16 protein-coding genes and 1 tRNA gene are annotated in these 15,877 nt (G+C 65.5%); 13 read left to right on the plus strand and 4 right to left on the minus strand.

Features of this window, described 5'->3' with window-relative positions:
- Positions 1-39: 39 nt before the first annotated feature.
- The 8 genes from obgE (at position 40) to ASF51_RS15645 (ending at position 6,100) form a co-directional block, all read left to right on the plus strand.
- Positions 40-1,554, plus strand: coding sequence for a GTPase ObgE (gene obgE, locus ASF51_RS15610; protein WP_055931844.1), 1,515 nt, complete (start codon positions 40-42; stop codon positions 1,552-1,554).
- Between the two features lie 11 nt (positions 1,555-1,565).
- Entirely contained in the window at positions 1,566-2,345 is a 780-nt protein-coding gene (proB, locus tag ASF51_RS15615) for a glutamate 5-kinase (protein WP_200926149.1), read from the plus strand.
- Between the two features lie 10 nt (positions 2,346-2,355).
- Positions 2,356-3,624: a glutamate-5-semialdehyde dehydrogenase gene (locus ASF51_RS15620; protein WP_055931850.1), complete on the plus strand. Its 1,269-nt coding sequence runs from the start codon at positions 2,356-2,358 to the stop codon at positions 3,622-3,624.
- A 57-nt stretch (positions 3,625-3,681) separates the two neighbouring features.
- Positions 3,682-3,900, plus strand: coding sequence for a hypothetical protein (locus ASF51_RS15625; protein ID WP_055931853.1), 219 nt, complete (start codon positions 3,682-3,684; stop codon positions 3,898-3,900).
- 12 nt (positions 3,901-3,912) lie between these two features.
- A complete protein-coding gene (gene nadD, locus ASF51_RS15630) occupies positions 3,913-4,515 on the plus strand; it encodes a nicotinate-nucleotide adenylyltransferase (RefSeq protein WP_082480193.1) in 603 nt (200 codons plus the stop codon).
- Positions 4,512-5,534: a hypothetical protein gene (locus tag ASF51_RS15635; protein WP_157412187.1), complete on the plus strand. Its 1,023-nt coding sequence runs from the start codon at positions 4,512-4,514 to the stop codon at positions 5,532-5,534. The genes nadD and ASF51_RS15635 overlap by 4 nt, the downstream gene beginning before the upstream one ends.
- Before the next feature lie 6 nt (positions 5,535-5,540).
- Positions 5,541-5,918 (plus strand): ribosome silencing factor, encoded by a 378-nt coding sequence (gene rsfS / locus ASF51_RS15640; protein WP_055931859.1) that lies wholly within the window; start codon positions 5,541-5,543, stop codon positions 5,916-5,918.
- A gap of 106 nt (positions 5,919-6,024) precedes the next feature.
- Positions 6,025-6,100, plus strand: a tRNA-Ala gene (locus tag ASF51_RS15645).
- A 134-nt stretch (positions 6,101-6,234) separates the two neighbouring features.
- Here ASF51_RS15645 and ASF51_RS15650 read toward each other — a convergent pair.
- Genes ASF51_RS15650 through ASF51_RS15660 form a run of 3 tightly spaced genes read right to left on the minus strand, consistent with a single transcriptional unit; the run spans position 6,235 to position 8,623 of the window.
- The gene (locus ASF51_RS15650) at positions 6,235-7,125 is read right to left on the minus strand and encodes an SMP-30/gluconolactonase/LRE family protein (protein ID WP_055931864.1); all 891 of its coding nucleotides are present in this window, start codon (positions 7,123-7,125) and stop codon (positions 6,235-6,237) included.
- On the minus strand, positions 7,122-7,853 hold the full coding sequence (locus ASF51_RS15655; protein ID WP_055931867.1) for a FadR/GntR family transcriptional regulator: 732 nt from the start codon (positions 7,851-7,853) through the stop codon (positions 7,122-7,124). The genes ASF51_RS15650 and ASF51_RS15655 overlap by 4 nt, the downstream gene beginning before the upstream one ends.
- The gene (locus ASF51_RS15660) at positions 7,850-8,623 is read right to left on the minus strand and encodes an SDR family NAD(P)-dependent oxidoreductase (RefSeq protein ID WP_055931870.1); all 774 of its coding nucleotides are present in this window, start codon (positions 8,621-8,623) and stop codon (positions 7,850-7,852) included. Before ASF51_RS15660 ends, ASF51_RS15655 begins: the two co-directional genes overlap by 4 nt.
- Positions 8,624-8,667: 44 nt before the next feature.
- Here ASF51_RS15660 and ASF51_RS15665 point away from each other — a divergent pair, with 44 nt between their 5' ends.
- Positions 8,668-9,402 carry an SDR family oxidoreductase gene (locus ASF51_RS15665; protein ID WP_055931873.1) on the plus strand — a complete coding sequence of 245 codons (735 nt, stop codon included), beginning with the start codon at positions 8,668-8,670 and terminating at the stop codon, positions 9,400-9,402.
- 33 nt (positions 9,403-9,435) lie between these two features.
- Positions 9,436-11,454, plus strand: a complete 2,019-nt coding sequence (locus ASF51_RS15670) for a beta-galactosidase (protein WP_055931875.1) — start codon at positions 9,436-9,438, stop codon at positions 11,452-11,454.
- A 10-nt stretch (positions 11,455-11,464) separates the two neighbouring features.
- On the opposite strand, the gene ASF51_RS15675 is transcribed toward ASF51_RS15670, so the two are convergent.
- The gene (locus tag ASF51_RS15675) at positions 11,465-12,526 is read right to left on the minus strand and encodes a LacI family DNA-binding transcriptional regulator (RefSeq protein ID WP_055931880.1); all 1,062 of its coding nucleotides are present in this window, start codon (positions 12,524-12,526) and stop codon (positions 11,465-11,467) included.
- Between the two features lie 217 nt (positions 12,527-12,743).
- Here ASF51_RS15675 and ASF51_RS15680 point away from each other — a divergent pair, with 217 nt between their 5' ends.
- From ASF51_RS15680 to ASF51_RS15690, 3 genes are all read left to right on the plus strand, one after another.
- Positions 12,744-14,033 carry an ABC transporter substrate-binding protein gene (locus ASF51_RS15680; protein ID WP_055931883.1) on the plus strand — a complete coding sequence of 430 codons (1,290 nt, stop codon included), beginning with the start codon at positions 12,744-12,746 and terminating at the stop codon, positions 14,031-14,033.
- Between the two features lie 68 nt (positions 14,034-14,101).
- On the plus strand, positions 14,102-15,040 hold the full coding sequence (locus ASF51_RS15685) for a carbohydrate ABC transporter permease (protein WP_055931886.1): 939 nt from the start codon (positions 14,102-14,104) through the stop codon (positions 15,038-15,040).
- The gene (locus ASF51_RS15690; protein ID WP_055931888.1) at positions 15,037-15,876 is read left to right on the plus strand and encodes a carbohydrate ABC transporter permease; all 840 of its coding nucleotides are present in this window, start codon (positions 15,037-15,039) and stop codon (positions 15,874-15,876) included. The genes ASF51_RS15685 and ASF51_RS15690 overlap by 4 nt, the downstream gene beginning before the upstream one ends.
- Position 15,877: the final 1 nt, after the last annotated feature.

Raw genomic sequence — 15,877 nt, forward strand, 5'->3', positions numbered from 1 at the left:
TCTTCGTTTTTCACAGAAACATCAACGTAAGGAGAGCAGATGGCAACGTTTGTTGACCATGTGACACTCCACCTCCGCGCAGGCAACGGCGGCAACGGCTGCGTGTCGGTGAAGCGCGAGAAGTTCAAGCCCCTCGCCGGCCCCGACGGCGGAACGGGCGGCAACGGCGGCGACATCGTTCTCGTCGCCGACCCCGGCGTGACCACCCTCCTCGGATTCCACCGCTCGCCGCACCGTCGCAGCGAGAACGGCGGCCCCGGCATGGGAGACCACCGCAGCGGCACGAACGCCGACGAACTCGTGCTGAGCGTTCCCATCGGCACGCTCGTGAAAGACGCCGACGGCACCGAGCTCGCCGACATGACCGAGCCCGGCATGCGCGTCGTCGTCGCCGAGGCCGGCCAGGGCGGGCTGGGCAACGCCGCGCTGTCGAACACCAAGCGCAAGGCTCCGGGCTTCGCCCTCCTCGGAACGCTGGGCTTCGAGGGCGATGTGCGCCTCGAGCTCAAGGTCGTCGCAGACGTCGCGCTCGTGGGCTACCCGTCCGCCGGCAAGTCGAGCCTCGTCGCCGCCCTCTCGGCGGCCAAGCCGAAGATCGCCGACTACCCCTTCACCACTCTCCACCCCAACCTCGGCGTCGTGCAGGCGGGGGAGACCCGCTACACGATCGCCGATGTTCCCGGGCTCATAGAGGGCGCCAGCGAGGGCAAGGGGCTCGGACTCGAGTTCCTGCGCCACGTCGAACGGTGCACCGCACTGCTGCACGTGCTCGACTGCGCCACCCTCGAGCCGGGTCGCGACCCCATCTCCGACCTCGACATCATCCTCGCCGAGCTGGCGGCCTACCCCGTTCCCGAGGGCCAGATCCCGCTGCTCGAACGCCCGCAGCTGATCGCTCTGAACAAGATCGACGTGCCCGAGGGTCGCGAGCTCGCCGACTTCGTCACGCCCGAACTCGAGGCCCGCGGCTACCGCGTGTTCGAGATCTCCACCGTCAGCCACGAGGGGCTCCGCCCCCTGTCGTTCGCGCTCGGACAGCTCGTCGAAGACGGCCGCCAGGCTCTGATCGACGCTCCGCCGAAGCCGCGTCTCGTGATGCGCCCCCGCGCTGTCGACGAGGCCGGTTTCACCGTGCGCGTCGAGGGCGGCTCTGGCGGCAACATCTACCGCGTGATGGGCACCAAGCCCGAGCGCTGGGTGCAGCAGACCGATTTCACGAACGAAGAGGCGATCGGCTTCCTGGCAGACCGCCTGGCCAAGCTCGGCGTCGAAGACCAGCTCTTCAAGAAGGGCGCCCAGGCGGGCTCGACGGTCATCATCGGCCTCGACAACGGCGTGGTCTTCGACTGGGAGCCCACCATGACGTCGACTGCCGAGCTCGTGACCGCCCCGCGTGGTCTCGATCCTCGACTGCTCAAAGACGGTCGACGCACGAGCAACCAGCGCCGCGAGGAGTACTTCGAGCGCATGGATGCGAAAGCCGAGGCGCGCGCCGAGCTCGTGCGAGAGAAAGAGGCGGGGCTCTGGCGCGAAGACAGCTCCGACGAGGAGTGACCCGCGTCCGACTGGCGGATCGCAGCGACATCGAGCGCGCGAGACGCATCGTCGTGAAGGTGGGCTCGTCGTCGATCTCGGGCGACAACGCCGGCCAGATCGCGCCGCTCGTCGACGCCCTCGCCACGGCGCACCGCCGCGGCGTCGAGATCATGCTCGTGTCGTCGGGCGCCATCGCCACCGGAATGCCGTATCTGCAGCTCGAGAACCGGCCCACTGATCTGGCTACGCAACAGGCGGCGGCGGCGGTCGGCCAGAACGTGCTCATCTACCGCTATCAAGACAGCCTCGACCGCTTCGACATCGTGGCCGGCCAGGTTCTGCTCACCGCCGGAGACCTCGAGAACCCGACGCCCCGGTCCAACGCGCAACGCGCCATGGAGCGCCTGCTCGGGCTGCGCATCCTGCCCATCGTGAACGAGAACGACACAGTCGCGACGCACGAGATCCGCTTTGGCGACAACGACCGGCTCGCCTCGCTCGTCGCCGAACTGGTGCAGGCCGACCTGCTCGTGCTCCTTTCCGACGTCGACGCTCTCTACACGCGCCCGCCCCTCGAGCCCGGCGCCATCCTGATCTCGCACGTGCCCTACGGCGACGAGCTCGACGGTGTGGTCGTGGGCGCCGTCGGAACCGGTCTCGGAACCGGGGGAGCGACCACGAAGGTCTCTGCCGCGCGGTATGCGGCCAGCAACGGCACGGCCGTCATTCTGACCTCGACTCCGCAGGCCGCCCAGGCGCTCGCCGGCGAGCCCGTCGGAACCTGGTTCGACGCGGCTCCGGCGTCGTAAACTGGGCACCATGCCCACTTCGACACTGGCCGCCACCGCATTCACCGACAAACTGGATGCCGCGCGCACGTCGGCGCGCAGCCTCGCGCGGGCGACGACCGATGTCAAGAACGGCGCCCTGTCGGCCATCGCCGAGCAGCTGAGGGCCAACGTGCCGGCCATCGTCTCGGCCAACGACCTCGACCTCGCCAACGGCAGGGAGAACGGTCTTGCATCCGGTCTCCTCGACCGGCTGACTCTCGACGAGCAGCGCATCGACGCGCTGGCCGCGGCGACGCTCGAGCTCGTCGGCTTGGTCGACCCGGTGGGGGAGACGGTGCGGGGGCGCTCGCTTCCCAACGGCGTTCGCATCGAGCAGGTGCGGGTTCCCTTCGGCGTCGTGGGCGCCATCTACGAGGCACGGCCGAATGTCACGATCGACATCGCCGCCCTGGCCATCAAGAGCGGCAACGCCGTGGTGCTCCGCGGTGGATCCGCCGCGGAGAACACCAACCGCGTGCTCGTCGACCTCATCCAGAGCGCGCTCGAGTCCGTCGGACTGCCTCGCGAGGCCGCCCAGACCATCGACGAGTTCGGCCGCGAGGGCGCTACTGCGCTCATGACGGCCCGTGGATACATCGACGTGCTGATTCCTCGGGGCAGCGCTGCCCTGATCAACACCGTGGTCTCCGAGTCCACCGTTCCCGTCATCGAGACCGGCGCGGGTGTCGTTCACGTGTTCCTCGACTCCAGCGCAGACCTCGACATGGCGACCGCGATCGTGCACAACTCCAAGGTGCAGCGGCCGAGCGTGTGCAACGCGCTCGAGACCCTGCTGGTGCACGAAGACGCGGCGGCCCGCCTGCTGCCGGGAGTGCTCGCCGCGCTGCGCGCATCCGGTGTCACGATTCACGCCGACGCGCGTGCACGCGCCCTGTTCCCCGACGCCGTCGAGGCCACCGAAGACGACTGGAGCACCGAGTACATGACGCTCGACCTCGCCGTGCGGGTCGTGGCCGATGTCGACGAGGCGATGGAGCACATCCGCCGGTACTCGACCCATCACACCGAGTCGATCATCACGAACGATCTGGCGAACGCCGAGCGGTTCCTGAACGAGGTCGACTCCGCGGCGGTGATGGTGAACGCGTCGACGCGGTTCACCGATGGCGGCGAGTTCGGGTTCGGCGCCGAGGTCGGAATCTCGACCCAGAAGCTGCACGCACGCGGGCCGATGGGGCTGCCGGAGCTCACGAGTACCAAGTGGCTGGTGCGGGGAAACGGGCAGGTGCGCGCTTAGCGGTATCCTTGATCGACCGCGTGATGTTCTGCGCGCCGCCGACGACGAAAGAGAACCATGTCAGTTGTGACAAGCCTCCTGGCCGAAGTTGAAGCTCACGCGGAGCTGCCGTTCCCCGCTATCGTCTTCGGGCTCATCGCCTTCGTCATTTTCGCCGCCCTCGCGGCCGTCATGTGGAGCTACCGCGACGTCGCCAACCGCCACCCGCGCAAGTCGGCGGCTTACAACGCGACGCACGACCACGGCCACGCCGACCGCACGGGCGCAGACCACTAGGCACCGAAGAACGTGACCTCCACGAACGGCCGGCGCGCCCGCATCGGCGTGATGGGTGGAACCTTCGACCCCATCCACCACGGGCACCTTGTGGCCGCCAGCGAGGTGGCCCAGTCGTTCGATCTCGACGAGGTCGTCTTCGTTCCCACCGGTCAACCCTGGCAGAAGAAGGTCGTCACCCCGGCCGAGCATCGCTACCTCATGACGGTGATCGCCACGGCGTCGAACCCTCGCTTCACCGTCAGCCGGGTCGACATCGACCGGGTCGGCGATACCTACACGATCGACACTCTGCGCGACCTGCACGAGCAGCGGCCAGACGCAGACCTGTTCTTCATCTCGGGAGCCGACGCCATCGCGCAGATTCTGGGGTGGAAGAACGCGGAGGAACTGTGGTCGCTGGCGCACTTCGTCGCCGTCTCACGGCCCGGCCATCCGCTCTCCATTTCCGCTTTGCCGCATGAAGACGTAAGCTATTTGGAAGTTCCGGCTCTAGCGATATCGTCCACTGACATACGCGGCCGGGTGGGCCGGGGTTTTCCGGTGTGGTACTTGGTACCCGACGGTGTCGTACAGTACATCACCAAGCACCATCTATATCGGAGTATTGAATGACGTTGTCTCCCGACGAGCAGCCGCTGACTCGGCGCCAGTTGCGCGAACTCGAGCGCACCATGCCGAAGAAAGACCGGCAAGATCCAGCAAAGGTGCAGGAAGAAGCCGCACGACGCGCCGCCGACACCGATTCGGCCGAGGCGCCCGCTGTTGCGAGCCCTGACGCCGCGCCTGCGGCCGAAGCCACCCAGACATCCGATGCGACCGAGGTCGTCGAAGACGCTGTCGTCGTCGACGAGCCTTCCGAGACGGTGCCGGCAGACGAGGGCGACGACGCTCCGCAGACGCCTTCTCCCGTCGGAGCCCGCGGCGCATCCGACCCGATCTCGAGCTTCGCGCCCGAGGCGGCAGAGCAGCAGCCCATCGTCGAAGAGCTCGTCATTGACGAACCGCGTATCGATGACCCACGTACCGACGACCCGCGTACCGACGACGTGCCGATCGACGACGATCCCGATGACGGCGACTCCGTCACCGAGATCACGGTCGAATCGCTCTCGAGCGGCCCCATTCTCGCGCCGATCTTCCAGCCGCCGGCCGTCGTTCCCGACGAGCAGGCTCCCGCAAAGGTCGACGACGCCGACGCATCGTTCGACGACCTCATCTCGTCGCGCACCGTCGGCTCGACCAATTCGTCGCAGACCAGCGCACTCGTGCTGCCGGCCGTTCCGAGCAGCATGGACATGGGCACGGCGCTCGACGAGACCGGTGAGGTCATCATCACCGGATCTATCGACCTGCCGTCGAGCATGGGCGCCAGCGGCGCTCCCGCAGCGGGCATCGAGTCGAAAGACCTCGACGCCCTCCTCGAGGTCGGCGAGACAGAGCAGAGCGGCGACGACGTCGCGCCTGTCAGCGCCAGCCGAGCCGTGAGCACGGGCGCATCCAACAACGCCCTCGTCGCTCCTCCCAAGCGGGGCAGGGCCAACGTGCCCGTCGTCCTCGCGATCACCGCGGGTGTACTCGCGATCGGCGTCGTGGGCCTTCTGCTCGCCGCCTTCGTCTTCAGGATCTTCTAAATTCAATTGACAGCCTCAGCACGCTCCATCGAGCTCACCCAGATCGCGGCCTCGGCCGCAGATTCGAAGCAGGCATCCGATCTCGTTGCCCTCGACGTCTCCGGTCCGCTTCCCCTTGCCGACGTCTTCTTCTTGGCCTCAGGCCGCAACGAGCGCAATGTCGTGGCTATCGGTGAGGAGATCATCGACCGACTCGCCGAGCAGGGCGTCAAGATCCTGCGCCGCGAGGGCCTCTCCGAGGGTCGCTGGGCCCTCCTCGATTTCGGCGACCTGGTGGTGCACGTCTTCCACGAGGAGGACCGCATGTACTACTCGCTCGAGCGCCTCTGGAAGGACTGCCCGGTCGTTCCGATCGAGGTCGCCTCGACGGAGGCCAGCGCCTGAGCGTGACGACACTCCGATCGCATCTCGATTTTTCTTGAGCGGGATCTGTGTTGTAAGCTAGGCAAGTTGTTTCGGCCCGGGTGAAAGCCCAGGCGGAGACATGAACGGGGCTGTGGCGCAGTTGGTAGCGCACCTGCATGGCATGCAGGGGGTCAGGGGTTCGAATCCCCTCAGCTCCACCATCAGAGAAATTCAGAACAAAAAGGAACCGCCTGACAAGGCGGTTCCTTTTTCTTTGCGAGGTAGACGCTCTCTGTTTTTTTGGCGGCGATGAGGAAGCCTGCCGATGCGCCGGCGTAATGCGCCGCAGATCGGATCAGGGCTGATACAGGGTCGCCGCACCACCGCGAACCCCCGGTTGCACCTGGAAGATTGCCCCTGCGAGAGGGTGTGCCGTGCAGTCGTCGGGGGAGTAGTCCTCACGCGACGTCGTAAGGAAGAGCGTGTCTCGATCCGGTCCGCCGAAGGCCACGCTGGAGACCTGCGGGGCATCGACATGGACGATGCCGATCAGCTCGCCAGAGGGGTCGTAGCGGTGTACGGCTGACGCTCCCCACATCGCCACCCACAGCGCACCCTCGTCATCGATCGTCATACCGTCCGGGCTTCCGGGATGGCCAGAGAGATCGATCGAGCCGTCGTGCCGGAGAGCGGATCCCTTCGCGAGGTACCGGTCGATCCGGCGGGTCGGTGTGTCGACGTAATACATCGTGGTCCCGTCGGACGACCACGCCAGCCCATTGGAGATCGTGACCCCGGAGATCACTTCGGAGACCGCGCCACGGTCGAGCACGTAGAGGGAGCCGGCCCCGTGGCGCTTGTCCATAGCCATCGTGCCGAACCAGAACCGGCCGGACGGATCAACCTTGCCGTCGTTCATGCGTCGATGCACGCCATCTGCGGGGAGGACATCGACGAGAGCGGAAACCTCGCCCTGGAAAGAGAGCAACCACAGGCCGTCTGCGGCCGCGACCATCCAGCCTCCGCGGACGTCGCCGACGACCGCGCCCACGGGGCCGTCGAACGCGACAGGGGGATGGAGCAGGTAGCCTTCCTCGCGAGGGGTGGCCGAGCGCACGAGCTTCGCATACTGGTCGACCCACAGCAACGTGCCGCTGCGCGTGTCCCAGAGAGGTCCCTCGGCATGGTGCGAGACCGGCGGGATGCAGACGACCGCCTCCCAACGTGCGGGAACGGAGGGCTTCATGATTCGTTATCCGCCGTTGCCGAGGCCGCCTCGCCTGTTCGCTCTGCCTTCTCCCCGAGGCGATCGCGGGTCTGATCGACGAGCACACGGGTGAGGGCGACCGCGGCGGCGGCGTCGCGAGAAGCGAGAGCGTCGGCGAGCTGTACATGGATTGCCAGTGCCCGCTCTCCTTCTTCGTCGAAGACGGGCACGCTCCCTGAGTACCGCAGCCGCAGGGCGGCGAGCACGGTGTCGGAGAGCTGGGCGAGGACGGAGCTCGACGCCGCCGTGACGAGCGCCGAATGGAAGTCCAGGTCGGCTCGCGTGAATTCGGCGACGCGCCGATCGCGGTAGGCCACGGTCATCTCCTCAGCAGCCCGCACGACCGCGCTCAGCTGTTCTTCAGTGCCCTGGCCTGCGGCGAGCTCTGCGGCGGCCGGCTCGATGATCGAGCGCAACTGCATGAGCTCGCGGAGTTGCACCTGCGCGTCATCGGCGTGCGAACGCCAGGCGATGATTCGGGGGTCGAGAAGATGCCACTGCTCGCGGCCGAGTACGGTGATCCCCACTCGCTGGCGCGCGACGATCATCCCCAGCGTCTCGAGTATGCGCAGAGCCTCTCGGATGACGGACCGCGAGACTCCGTGATCGCGGGTAAGCGCCTCGATGTTGAGTACCGTCCCTTCCCGCAGCGCGCCGCTGACGATGGCGGTGCCGATGGTATCGACGAGGGAGCGTTGATGGGTCATGAGACGGGTGGAGCTATACCCTCGTATGCGCGCTGCGGGAGCTGCGTGGCGAGCTTGCCACCGCTCACGTCGACAAGAGTCCCCGTGATGTAGTCGGCGGCGTCGCTCGCGAGGAACACGAGCAGGTCTGCGATGTTGTCCGCGGTACCCCAGCGGCGGAGCGTCAGCGTGTCGAGCAGTCGGTCCTGAGCCGCCGGGGGCATCGCATCGAATCCGTTCATCGCGCTGGGAACCATGCCGGGAGCATACGCGTTGACCGTGACGCCCCACGGCCCCAGCTCGCCGGCGAGTACCCGCGTGAACTGCACGACGGCCGCCTTGGATGCGCCATAGGCGGCGGCTCCCACCGACGGCACGATCGCCGCGAACGAAGCTGCGTTCAGGATGCGTCCGTGACCGGACGCCTTCACATGGGGCAGCACCGCTTGCGACATCAGGAAGACACCGGCGACGTTGACGTCGAAGCATCGACGCCAGGCGGCCAGGTCGAGATCCTCCACGCGGCCCTCGACGTTGATCCCCGCATTGTTGACCAGCACGTCGATGCCGCCGAACCGCTCCACGATGCGATCGACCCCGTTGCTGACCGATGCAGGATCGGTCACATCGCCTTCGATCTGAAAGACGGCGTCGACGGGGTCCTCCGGGAAAGCGACATCGAACGCTGCCACGTGCGCGCCCTCGTGCACGAAGCGCTCCGTCAGAGCCCGTCCGATGCCCCGGCCTCCACCCGTCACCAGAACCACCCGATCTGTGAGATCCACCAGCATGCAACACTCCCGCCAACCGTAATAGTCTGCTTATTATAGATCTCATGAATTCGGATACGCGAGTCGCCTGGGTGACAGGAGCCGGAAGCGGAGTGGGGCGCGCCTGCGCGACGGCTTTGGCGGAGCAGGGATGGACTGTGGCCCTTTCGGGGCGCAGGGCGCCAGAACTGGCGGAGACGGCGGGTCTTGTCCGCGCGGCGGGCGGTACGCCCATCGAGGTGCCGTTCGACGTCGCCGCTGACGATGCCCGCGACCTCGTCGAGTCAATAGCCGCAGCGACCGGCACAGATCGTCTGGACGCGGTGATCCTGTGCGCCGGTTCGAACACCCCTCGGCGGTCGTGGTCGGATCAGTCGATGGCGGAATTCGCGGCCGTCGTGCAGACCAATCTCCTCGGTGTCGTCCGGAGCACTGACGCTGCGCTGCCGGGGCTGCGTTCTGCATCGGGAGTGCTGGTGGTCGTGTCATCGATCGCGGGCTGGCGTCCATCTCCCGGTGCGGGAGTCGCCTACAGTGCGAGCAAGGCGGCTCTTGCTCCGGTCGTCCGCACCATCAACGACCAGGAAGCCGACTCAGGAGTGCGGGCGACTCTGCTCTGCCCCGGAGACATCGACAGCGATTTTCTGAGCCAGCGACCCGTGGTCCCTGGCGCAGCGGCCCGCTCGGCGATGCTCGCGCCCTCGGATGTCGCCCGCTCGGCGATGTTCGCGATCGATGCTCCCCGTCACGTGCGGATCGACGAGCTCGTGATCTCCCCGCTGTCCCAGCGCTCCTTCTGACCGCGCTACCGAAAAGACGAACGAAAGGCTCCTGTGGAACATCGATGGCTCCGCTCCGGCGAAGAACACACAAAGCGCATCTCGTTCGGCGCCGACTACAACCCTGATCAGTGGCCGCGCGAAGTCTGGGCCGAAGACATCCGGTTGATGCAGGAGGCCGAGGTCGACGTCGTCTCGGTCGCCATCTTCTCGTGGGCGAAGATCCAGCCGGCCCCTGATCGGTGGGACTTCGAATGGCTCGACGAGATCATCGACATGCTCCACGCCGGCGGCATCGGAGTGGATCTCGCGACGGCCACAGCCTCTCCGCCGCCCTGGCTCACGCTGGCCCACCCGGAGATTCTTCCGGTCACGGTCGACGGACGGATCCTCTCGCCCGGCGGCAGACAGCATTGGCGCCCCACATCGGCCGTGTTCCGAGCGCACGCACTCGAGCTCGTGGAGCGCATGGCCGAGCGGTACCGCGATCATCCCGCCATCGTCGCGTGGCACGTCAGCAACGAGCTCGGATGTCACAACGCCTGGGACCACTCCGACGAGGCGACGCACGCGTTCCGCCGGTGGCTCGAACTCCGATACACCGACATCGACGGGCTCAACGAGGCGTGGGGGACGGCGTTCTGGTCGCAGCGCTACACCTCGTTCGAGGAGGTGCTCACTCCACGTCTCGTGGCGGCCATCCCGAACCCGACCCAGCGCCTGGACTTCCTGCGCTTCTCCTCCGACGCTCTGAAGGAGTACCTCATCGCCGAGCGCGACGTGCTGCGGCGCGTCACCCCCGACATCCCTGTCACGACGAACTTCATGATCATGGAGGGCAAGAACCACGCCGCGTATGACGACTGGGCGCGGGAGGTCGATTTCGTCTCGAACGATCACTACCGCTTCGCCGGAGACCAATCCTTCGACGAATTGGCCTTCTCGGCGGCTCTCACGTCGGGCGTCGCCCAGGGATCGCCCTGGTTCCTTATGGAGCACTCGACCAGCGCCGTCAACTGGCAACCCGTGAATCAGCCGAAGCTGCCGGGGGAGATGTCGCGGGACGCGCTCACCCACGTCGCCTATGGCGCCGACGCGGTGTGCTACTTCCAGTGGCGGCAGTCCCTCGCCGGTGCGGAGAAGTTCCACTCCGCCATGGTTCCCCACGCCGGCGCCGACAGCGAACTGTTCCGGGATGTCGTGCAGCTCGGCAGGCGGCTGCGTCGACTGGGCGAGGTGGCCGGGAGTCGGCGCGAGGCGGCGCCGGTCGCCATTCTGTTCGACTGGGACTCCTGGTGGGCGAGTGAGCTGGAGTCGCATCCCAGCACTCTGCTGCGATATCGCCGCGACGCCCTCGACTGGTGGCGTGCGCTCGCAGACGCGGGCATCCGCGTGGACGTCGTCGCGCCGGGTACCGACCTGACCCCGTACGTCGTCGTCGTCGCACCGATGCTCTACCTCGTCCCTGAAAAGACGGTTAGCGAGTTGACCACCTACGTCGAGGGCGGCGGGAACCTCATCACCACGTACTTCTCAGGGATTGCGGATGAGAACGATCATGTCGTTCCCGGCGGCTACCCAGGTGCGCTGCGAGAGCTCCTCGGTGTCAGGGTGGAGGAGTTCCACCCGCTTCTGGAGGGGGAGGAGGTCCTGCTGGACGGAGACGTGCGCGGTTCTCTGTGGAGCGAGGCGATCCAGCTCCGGAGCGCAGAGACGCAGGTGCTCCGCCGCTACGCGTCCGGACCTCATTCCGGTGAGCCGGCGGTGACGCGGCGCGCGGTGGGAGCGGGCAGCGCCTCCTACGTCTCGACGCGTCTCCGAGGGAGAGATGTGCTCGACGTCGCCGCCGAACTGCTCACAGTCGCCGGAGTGACCTCCGAACTCCCCGCGGAGATGATCGGCACCGTCTTCCACTCGCGGCGGACGATCGGCGGCACCGCATTCGACTTCTATGTCAATCGCACCGACGACCGAGTCGCGCTTCCCGGTGAGGAGCCGGATCTCTTCGATCAGCGGAGTATTCCTCCGCGGGGGGTCGCGGTTGTCCGTCGGTCAGGCGCCTCGCTCGGATGACGGCGGGCGCTCAGCTGTTCGCCTGCGGGGCGACCTTGGATGCGCTGGAACGGCGGATGCGCAACTCCGGTGCGAAGGTGTGCGTGACGGCCTCAGAGCGTCCGAGTATACGCTCGAGGAGTAGTCGAGCTGCATCGGCTCCCATCTCCTCGCCTGACTGGTCGACAGTGCTCAGGCCCAGCAGCGGGTGATCGGCGAGGGGTACGTCGTCGTAGCCGACGATGGCGACGTCGTCAGGTGACAGACCCAGCTCGGCGCTGACTCTCATCGTCGTCAGCGCGATCGCATCGTGTCCCGCGAAGACCGCGGTCGGCCTCGGCCGTCGCATCAACATCTCCCGTGCAGCGGAGCGTGTATCCATTCGTGCTTCATCGAGCCGCACGACATGGGGCTCCAGCCCACGAGCCAGCATCATGTCCTCGTAGACGCGCAGCCGTCGAGGGTGCGGGTCTGTACTCGGCTCCGCGAGGAGCCGCTCGTCGTTCGTGATGTGACTGATCGCGGTATGGCCCGCCCCGAGCAAGTGCTCCATGACAAGACGCGCGCCCGCCTCGTCGTCGCTGATGACCGCGTCGTAGTTGACAGGGTCGTCGTGTTGTCCGATCTGCACGAGAGGCACGCGGCGACCGAGCTGCTCCATCCAGTCCTGCGGCACCGCTGGCGCCACGGCGATGATCCCGTCGACCTGTCGATCAAGGAGGCTCTCGAGCGCTGCCGCGCCGCTCATCGAGTCGACCATCGGAGCGATGATCATCTGGTAACCGGAACGACTGACGACAGACAAGATGCCCACGAGGATACGGGTGAAGAAGCCGTTCTCAACTTGTGGCAGCTGAACGCCGATCGTGAAGGTCGAACCGCGCATGGCACGAGCAGCGACTCTCGGCCGGTAGTTCAAGTCGTCGATCGCCGATGTCACGAGATCGTGCATGGCGCTGCTCACACCGTAGGCATTACGGATCACCTTCGAAACAGCTGCTCGGGACACGCCTGCGCGCTTGGCAACGTCTTCGATCGTCGCCGGCCGCGGAGTCTTGGCCCCTGGGCCAGGTGTCGAGTGGGGCTGCGTCATTGAGATCCTTCGCTCGGTATCTTCCCACTGTAGAACGATTGACACGAGAAAGGCGAGGGCGTACGCTCACCTCGTGGTCATTCGTCTCATACTTTTGTAGATCAATCTACAAAATGTAGATTGTTCTACATCGCGATGCATGTCACCGGAGCAGTTGCTCCACTCAACCCTTACAAGGAGGTAAGCAGTGTCCTCAATCTTCACAACGCGGCGATCCATGGCTCTCATCGCCGGCGCCGCTCTCGCCGCCGTTACACTGGCGGGCTGCTCGACGGCCGACGGATCGAGCGCCGATGGCCCCGTCGAGATCTCGTACCTGACGACCAACGGCGACGACTCGATCGCCACGGGCGAAGCGCTCATCGCAGCCTTCGAGAAGGAGAACCCCGATGTCAAGGTGACCCTGAACACCCGCCCTGGTGGGGCAGAAGGCGACAACCTCGTCAAGACGCAGCTCTCCACCGGAGAGATGGACGACGTGTTCTTCTACAACACGGGTTCCCTGTTCCAGGCGCTCAATCCCGACTCCACACTCGTCGATCTCTCCGATTCCGATTGGGTATCCGATGTGACCGATGGGTTCAAGGAGGTCGTTTCTACTGACGGCGGAACCTACGGCGCACCGCTCGGTGCCTCGTATGCGGGCGGTATCGCCTACAACAAGAAGGTGTTCGCCGACCTCGGAATCGAGATTCCGACGGATTGGAACTCCCTCGTCGCCGCAGCACAGAAGATCAAGGCGGCGGGCGTCACCCCGATCGAGCAGACGTATGGTGACACCTGGACTTCGCAGATCTTCCTTCTGACCGATTTCGGCAACGTGCTGAAGCAGGACCCGAAATGGGCCGAGGACTACACCGCCAACAAGGCGAAATTCTCGGATGAGCCGGCTCTTGACGGCTTCACGCACCTGCAGCAGGTCTACGACGAGGGCTTGTTGAACGCCGACTTCGCCTCCGCTACGGCCGCAGACGGTACAGCTGCGTTGGCCGACGGGAGCGCCGCGATGTATCCGATGCTCTCCTCTTTCGTGCTGTCCACTCTGATGCAGAACTCGCCTGACGCTGTCTCGAACATCGGCTTCTTCGCCATGCCGGCCGAGAACGCGTCTGACACGACACTCACGGTGTGGGAACCGAGCGCCGTCTACATTCCGAAGACCACGGAGGGCGCCGAGCTGGACGCCGCGAAGAAGTTCGTCGCGTTCGTCAATTCCCCCGAGGGCTGTGCAGTGCAGGTCGAGAATGTCGTTCCCGGAGGACCATTCTCGACGAGCGCCTGCTCCGTACCGGGCGACACCCCCGCTCTCGTCGCTGACATTCAGGCTTACATCGACGCCGACAAGAGTGCGGCCGCCCTGGAGTTCCTGTCGCCGGTCAAGGGCCCGAACCTCGAGAACATCTCGATCGAAGTAGGGTCCGGAATCTCCTCTGCGAAGGATGGCGCCGCAGCCTACGACGACGACGTGAAGAAGCAGGCTCAGCAGCTCGGTCTCAAGGGCTGGTAAAAGGCGGGATGCCCCGTTTCTAGGCAGGGGGCCGGACCTCGTTCCGGCCCCCTCACAAAGGAGTGATTATGACTGACCTTCGGCAGACGAATGCCGCTCGACCCTCGACGAAGACCACGTCTCGGCCACGTCCCTCGAGGACGCGGCGACAACGTAGGAGCATTTACCCCTCGTGGTTCTACATTCCGGCTGCCGCTCTGTACATCGTGCTCTTCGCCGTTCCCACTTTCGCCTCCCTCTACTTCAGCCTCACTCGCTGGACTCTCTTCGACGTCACCTTCATCGGCTTCGACAACTTCGTGCAGTTCTTCAGCGACCCGCAACTCCTGCGCTCCTTCATGAACACCGTCGTCTTCGCCGTCGTCACCAGCGTCGCCAAGGTCGTACTCGGCTTCGCGCTGGCCGTCCTTCTGACGTCGGAGCTGATCGGCCGTGGTTACCTGCGGGCGGTGACCTTCTTCCCCGTGCTGGTATCGACCATCGGCGTCGGTCTCACCTTCAAGGCACTTCTCGACCCGTTCGACGGGATCGTCAACGGGGCCCTCGCCGTTTTCGGGATACAAGGACCCGGGTGGCTCACCGATCCGAACCTCGCGCTGCTCAGCGTCGCGGTCGTCGATGTCTGGAAGGGTTTGGGAATCGCCACGCTCGTGTACATTGCCGGCATCGTGGCGATCCCGCAGGACTACTTCGAAGCGGCACGCGTCGATGGCGCCAGCTCATGGAACGTATTCCGGAACATCACCTTCCCGCTGTCCTGGCCCGCGACCGGAACCGTCATCATCTTGTCCGTCATCGGAGGTCTCCGCTCATTCGACCTGATCTGGGCCATGACCAAGGGCGGCCCCGGGTTCAGTTCCGACGTGATCGCCTCGGTCATCTACAAGCAGTATCAGGCCGGGTTCTACGGCCTCTCAACCGCGGGGAACGTCGTCTTGTTCATCGTCGTCACCGCCGTGATGATCCCCATCTCACGTCTCATCAACAAGAGGAGCCTCGACGTATGAGCGCGCTCACCATCCGACGGTGGACCGTCGGCACCATTGCGATCTTCGTCTCGGTGGTCGTCTTCCTGGTCCCGTTCGCTTTCATCCTCATCACTGCGGCCAAGACCGCTCCAGAAGCATCGCAGCTGGCGTTCACCTGGCCGGCCGAATGGCAGTTGTGGAACAACATCGGCGCCGTCATCGCCGATCGCAACGGCATCCTCGTTCGAGCTTTCATCAACAGCCTGGTGCTCACTGTCGCCAGTGTCGCCGTCATGGTGATCTTCGCCGCGATGGTCGGCTACGTGCTGCAGCGCAAGCGGTCACGCTGGAATCCGATCATCAACTTCTTCGTGCTTGCCGGCCTCATCGTCCCTCCCGCTGTGGTTCCCACCATCTGGGTGCTGCAGGGACTCGGTATCTTCAAGACGCTCGGCGGCCTGATCCTTATCGAAGCCACCTTCGGGCTCTCGTTCTGCATCCTGCTCTTCCAGGCTTTCGTCGCCACCATCCCTCGCGAGCTCGACGAGGCAGCGGTTCTCGACGGGGCCGGCCCGATCAGACTGTTCTTCCGCATCGTTCTGCCGCTGCTGAAGCCGGTCATCGTCACGGTCATCGTCGTGCAGTCGGTCGCCGTGTTCAACGACTTCGCCAATCCGCTCTACTTCTTGCCCGGAGACGCGAATGCGACAGTGCAGTTGACGCTCTACGCCTACGCGTCGAGCGCGACGAGCGCCGGCGCGCTCAACCTGCTCTTCGCCGATATCCTCCTCATCACCATCCCCCCGTTGATCATGTACATCTTCTTCAATCGTCAGATCGTCGCGGGCATGACCAGCGGCGCGATCAAAGGCTGAC

It is taken from the genome of Agreia sp. Leaf283, from assembly GCF_001422485.1.
Classification (GTDB): Bacteria; Actinomycetota; Actinomycetes; order Actinomycetales; family Microbacteriaceae; genus Agreia.

Coding starts and splice junctions, on each gene's coding strand:
- obgE (WP_055931844.1), top strand. CDS start 40: ATGGCAACGTTTGTTGACCATGTGACACTCCACCTCCGCGCAGGCAAC.
- ASF51_RS15620 (WP_055931850.1), top strand. CDS start 2,356: ATGCCCACTTCGACACTGGCCGCCACCGCATTCACCGACAAACTGGAT.
- ASF51_RS15625 (WP_055931853.1), top strand. CDS start 3,682: ATGTCAGTTGTGACAAGCCTCCTGGCCGAAGTTGAAGCTCACGCGGAG.
- ASF51_RS15635 (WP_157412187.1), top strand. CDS start 4,512: ATGACGTTGTCTCCCGACGAGCAGCCGCTGACTCGGCGCCAGTTGCGC.
- ASF51_RS15650 (WP_055931864.1), bottom strand. CDS start 7,125: ATGAAGCCCTCCGTTCCCGCACGTTGGGAGGCGGTCGTCTGCATCCCG.
- ASF51_RS15655 (WP_055931867.1), bottom strand. CDS start 7,853: ATGACCCATCAACGCTCCCTCGTCGATACCATCGGCACCGCCATCGTC.
- ASF51_RS15660 (WP_055931870.1), bottom strand. CDS start 8,623: ATGCTGGTGGATCTCACAGATCGGGTGGTTCTGGTGACGGGTGGAGGC.
- ASF51_RS15665 (WP_055931873.1), top strand. CDS start 8,668: ATGAATTCGGATACGCGAGTCGCCTGGGTGACAGGAGCCGGAAGCGGA.
- ASF51_RS15675 (WP_055931880.1), bottom strand. CDS start 12,526: ATGACGCAGCCCCACTCGACACCTGGCCCAGGGGCCAAGACTCCGCGG.
- ASF51_RS15680 (WP_055931883.1), top strand. CDS start 12,744: ATGGCTCTCATCGCCGGCGCCGCTCTCGCCGCCGTTACACTGGCGGGC.
- ASF51_RS15685 (WP_055931886.1), top strand. CDS start 14,102: ATGACTGACCTTCGGCAGACGAATGCCGCTCGACCCTCGACGAAGACC.
- ASF51_RS15690 (WP_055931888.1), top strand. CDS start 15,037: ATGAGCGCGCTCACCATCCGACGGTGGACCGTCGGCACCATTGCGATC.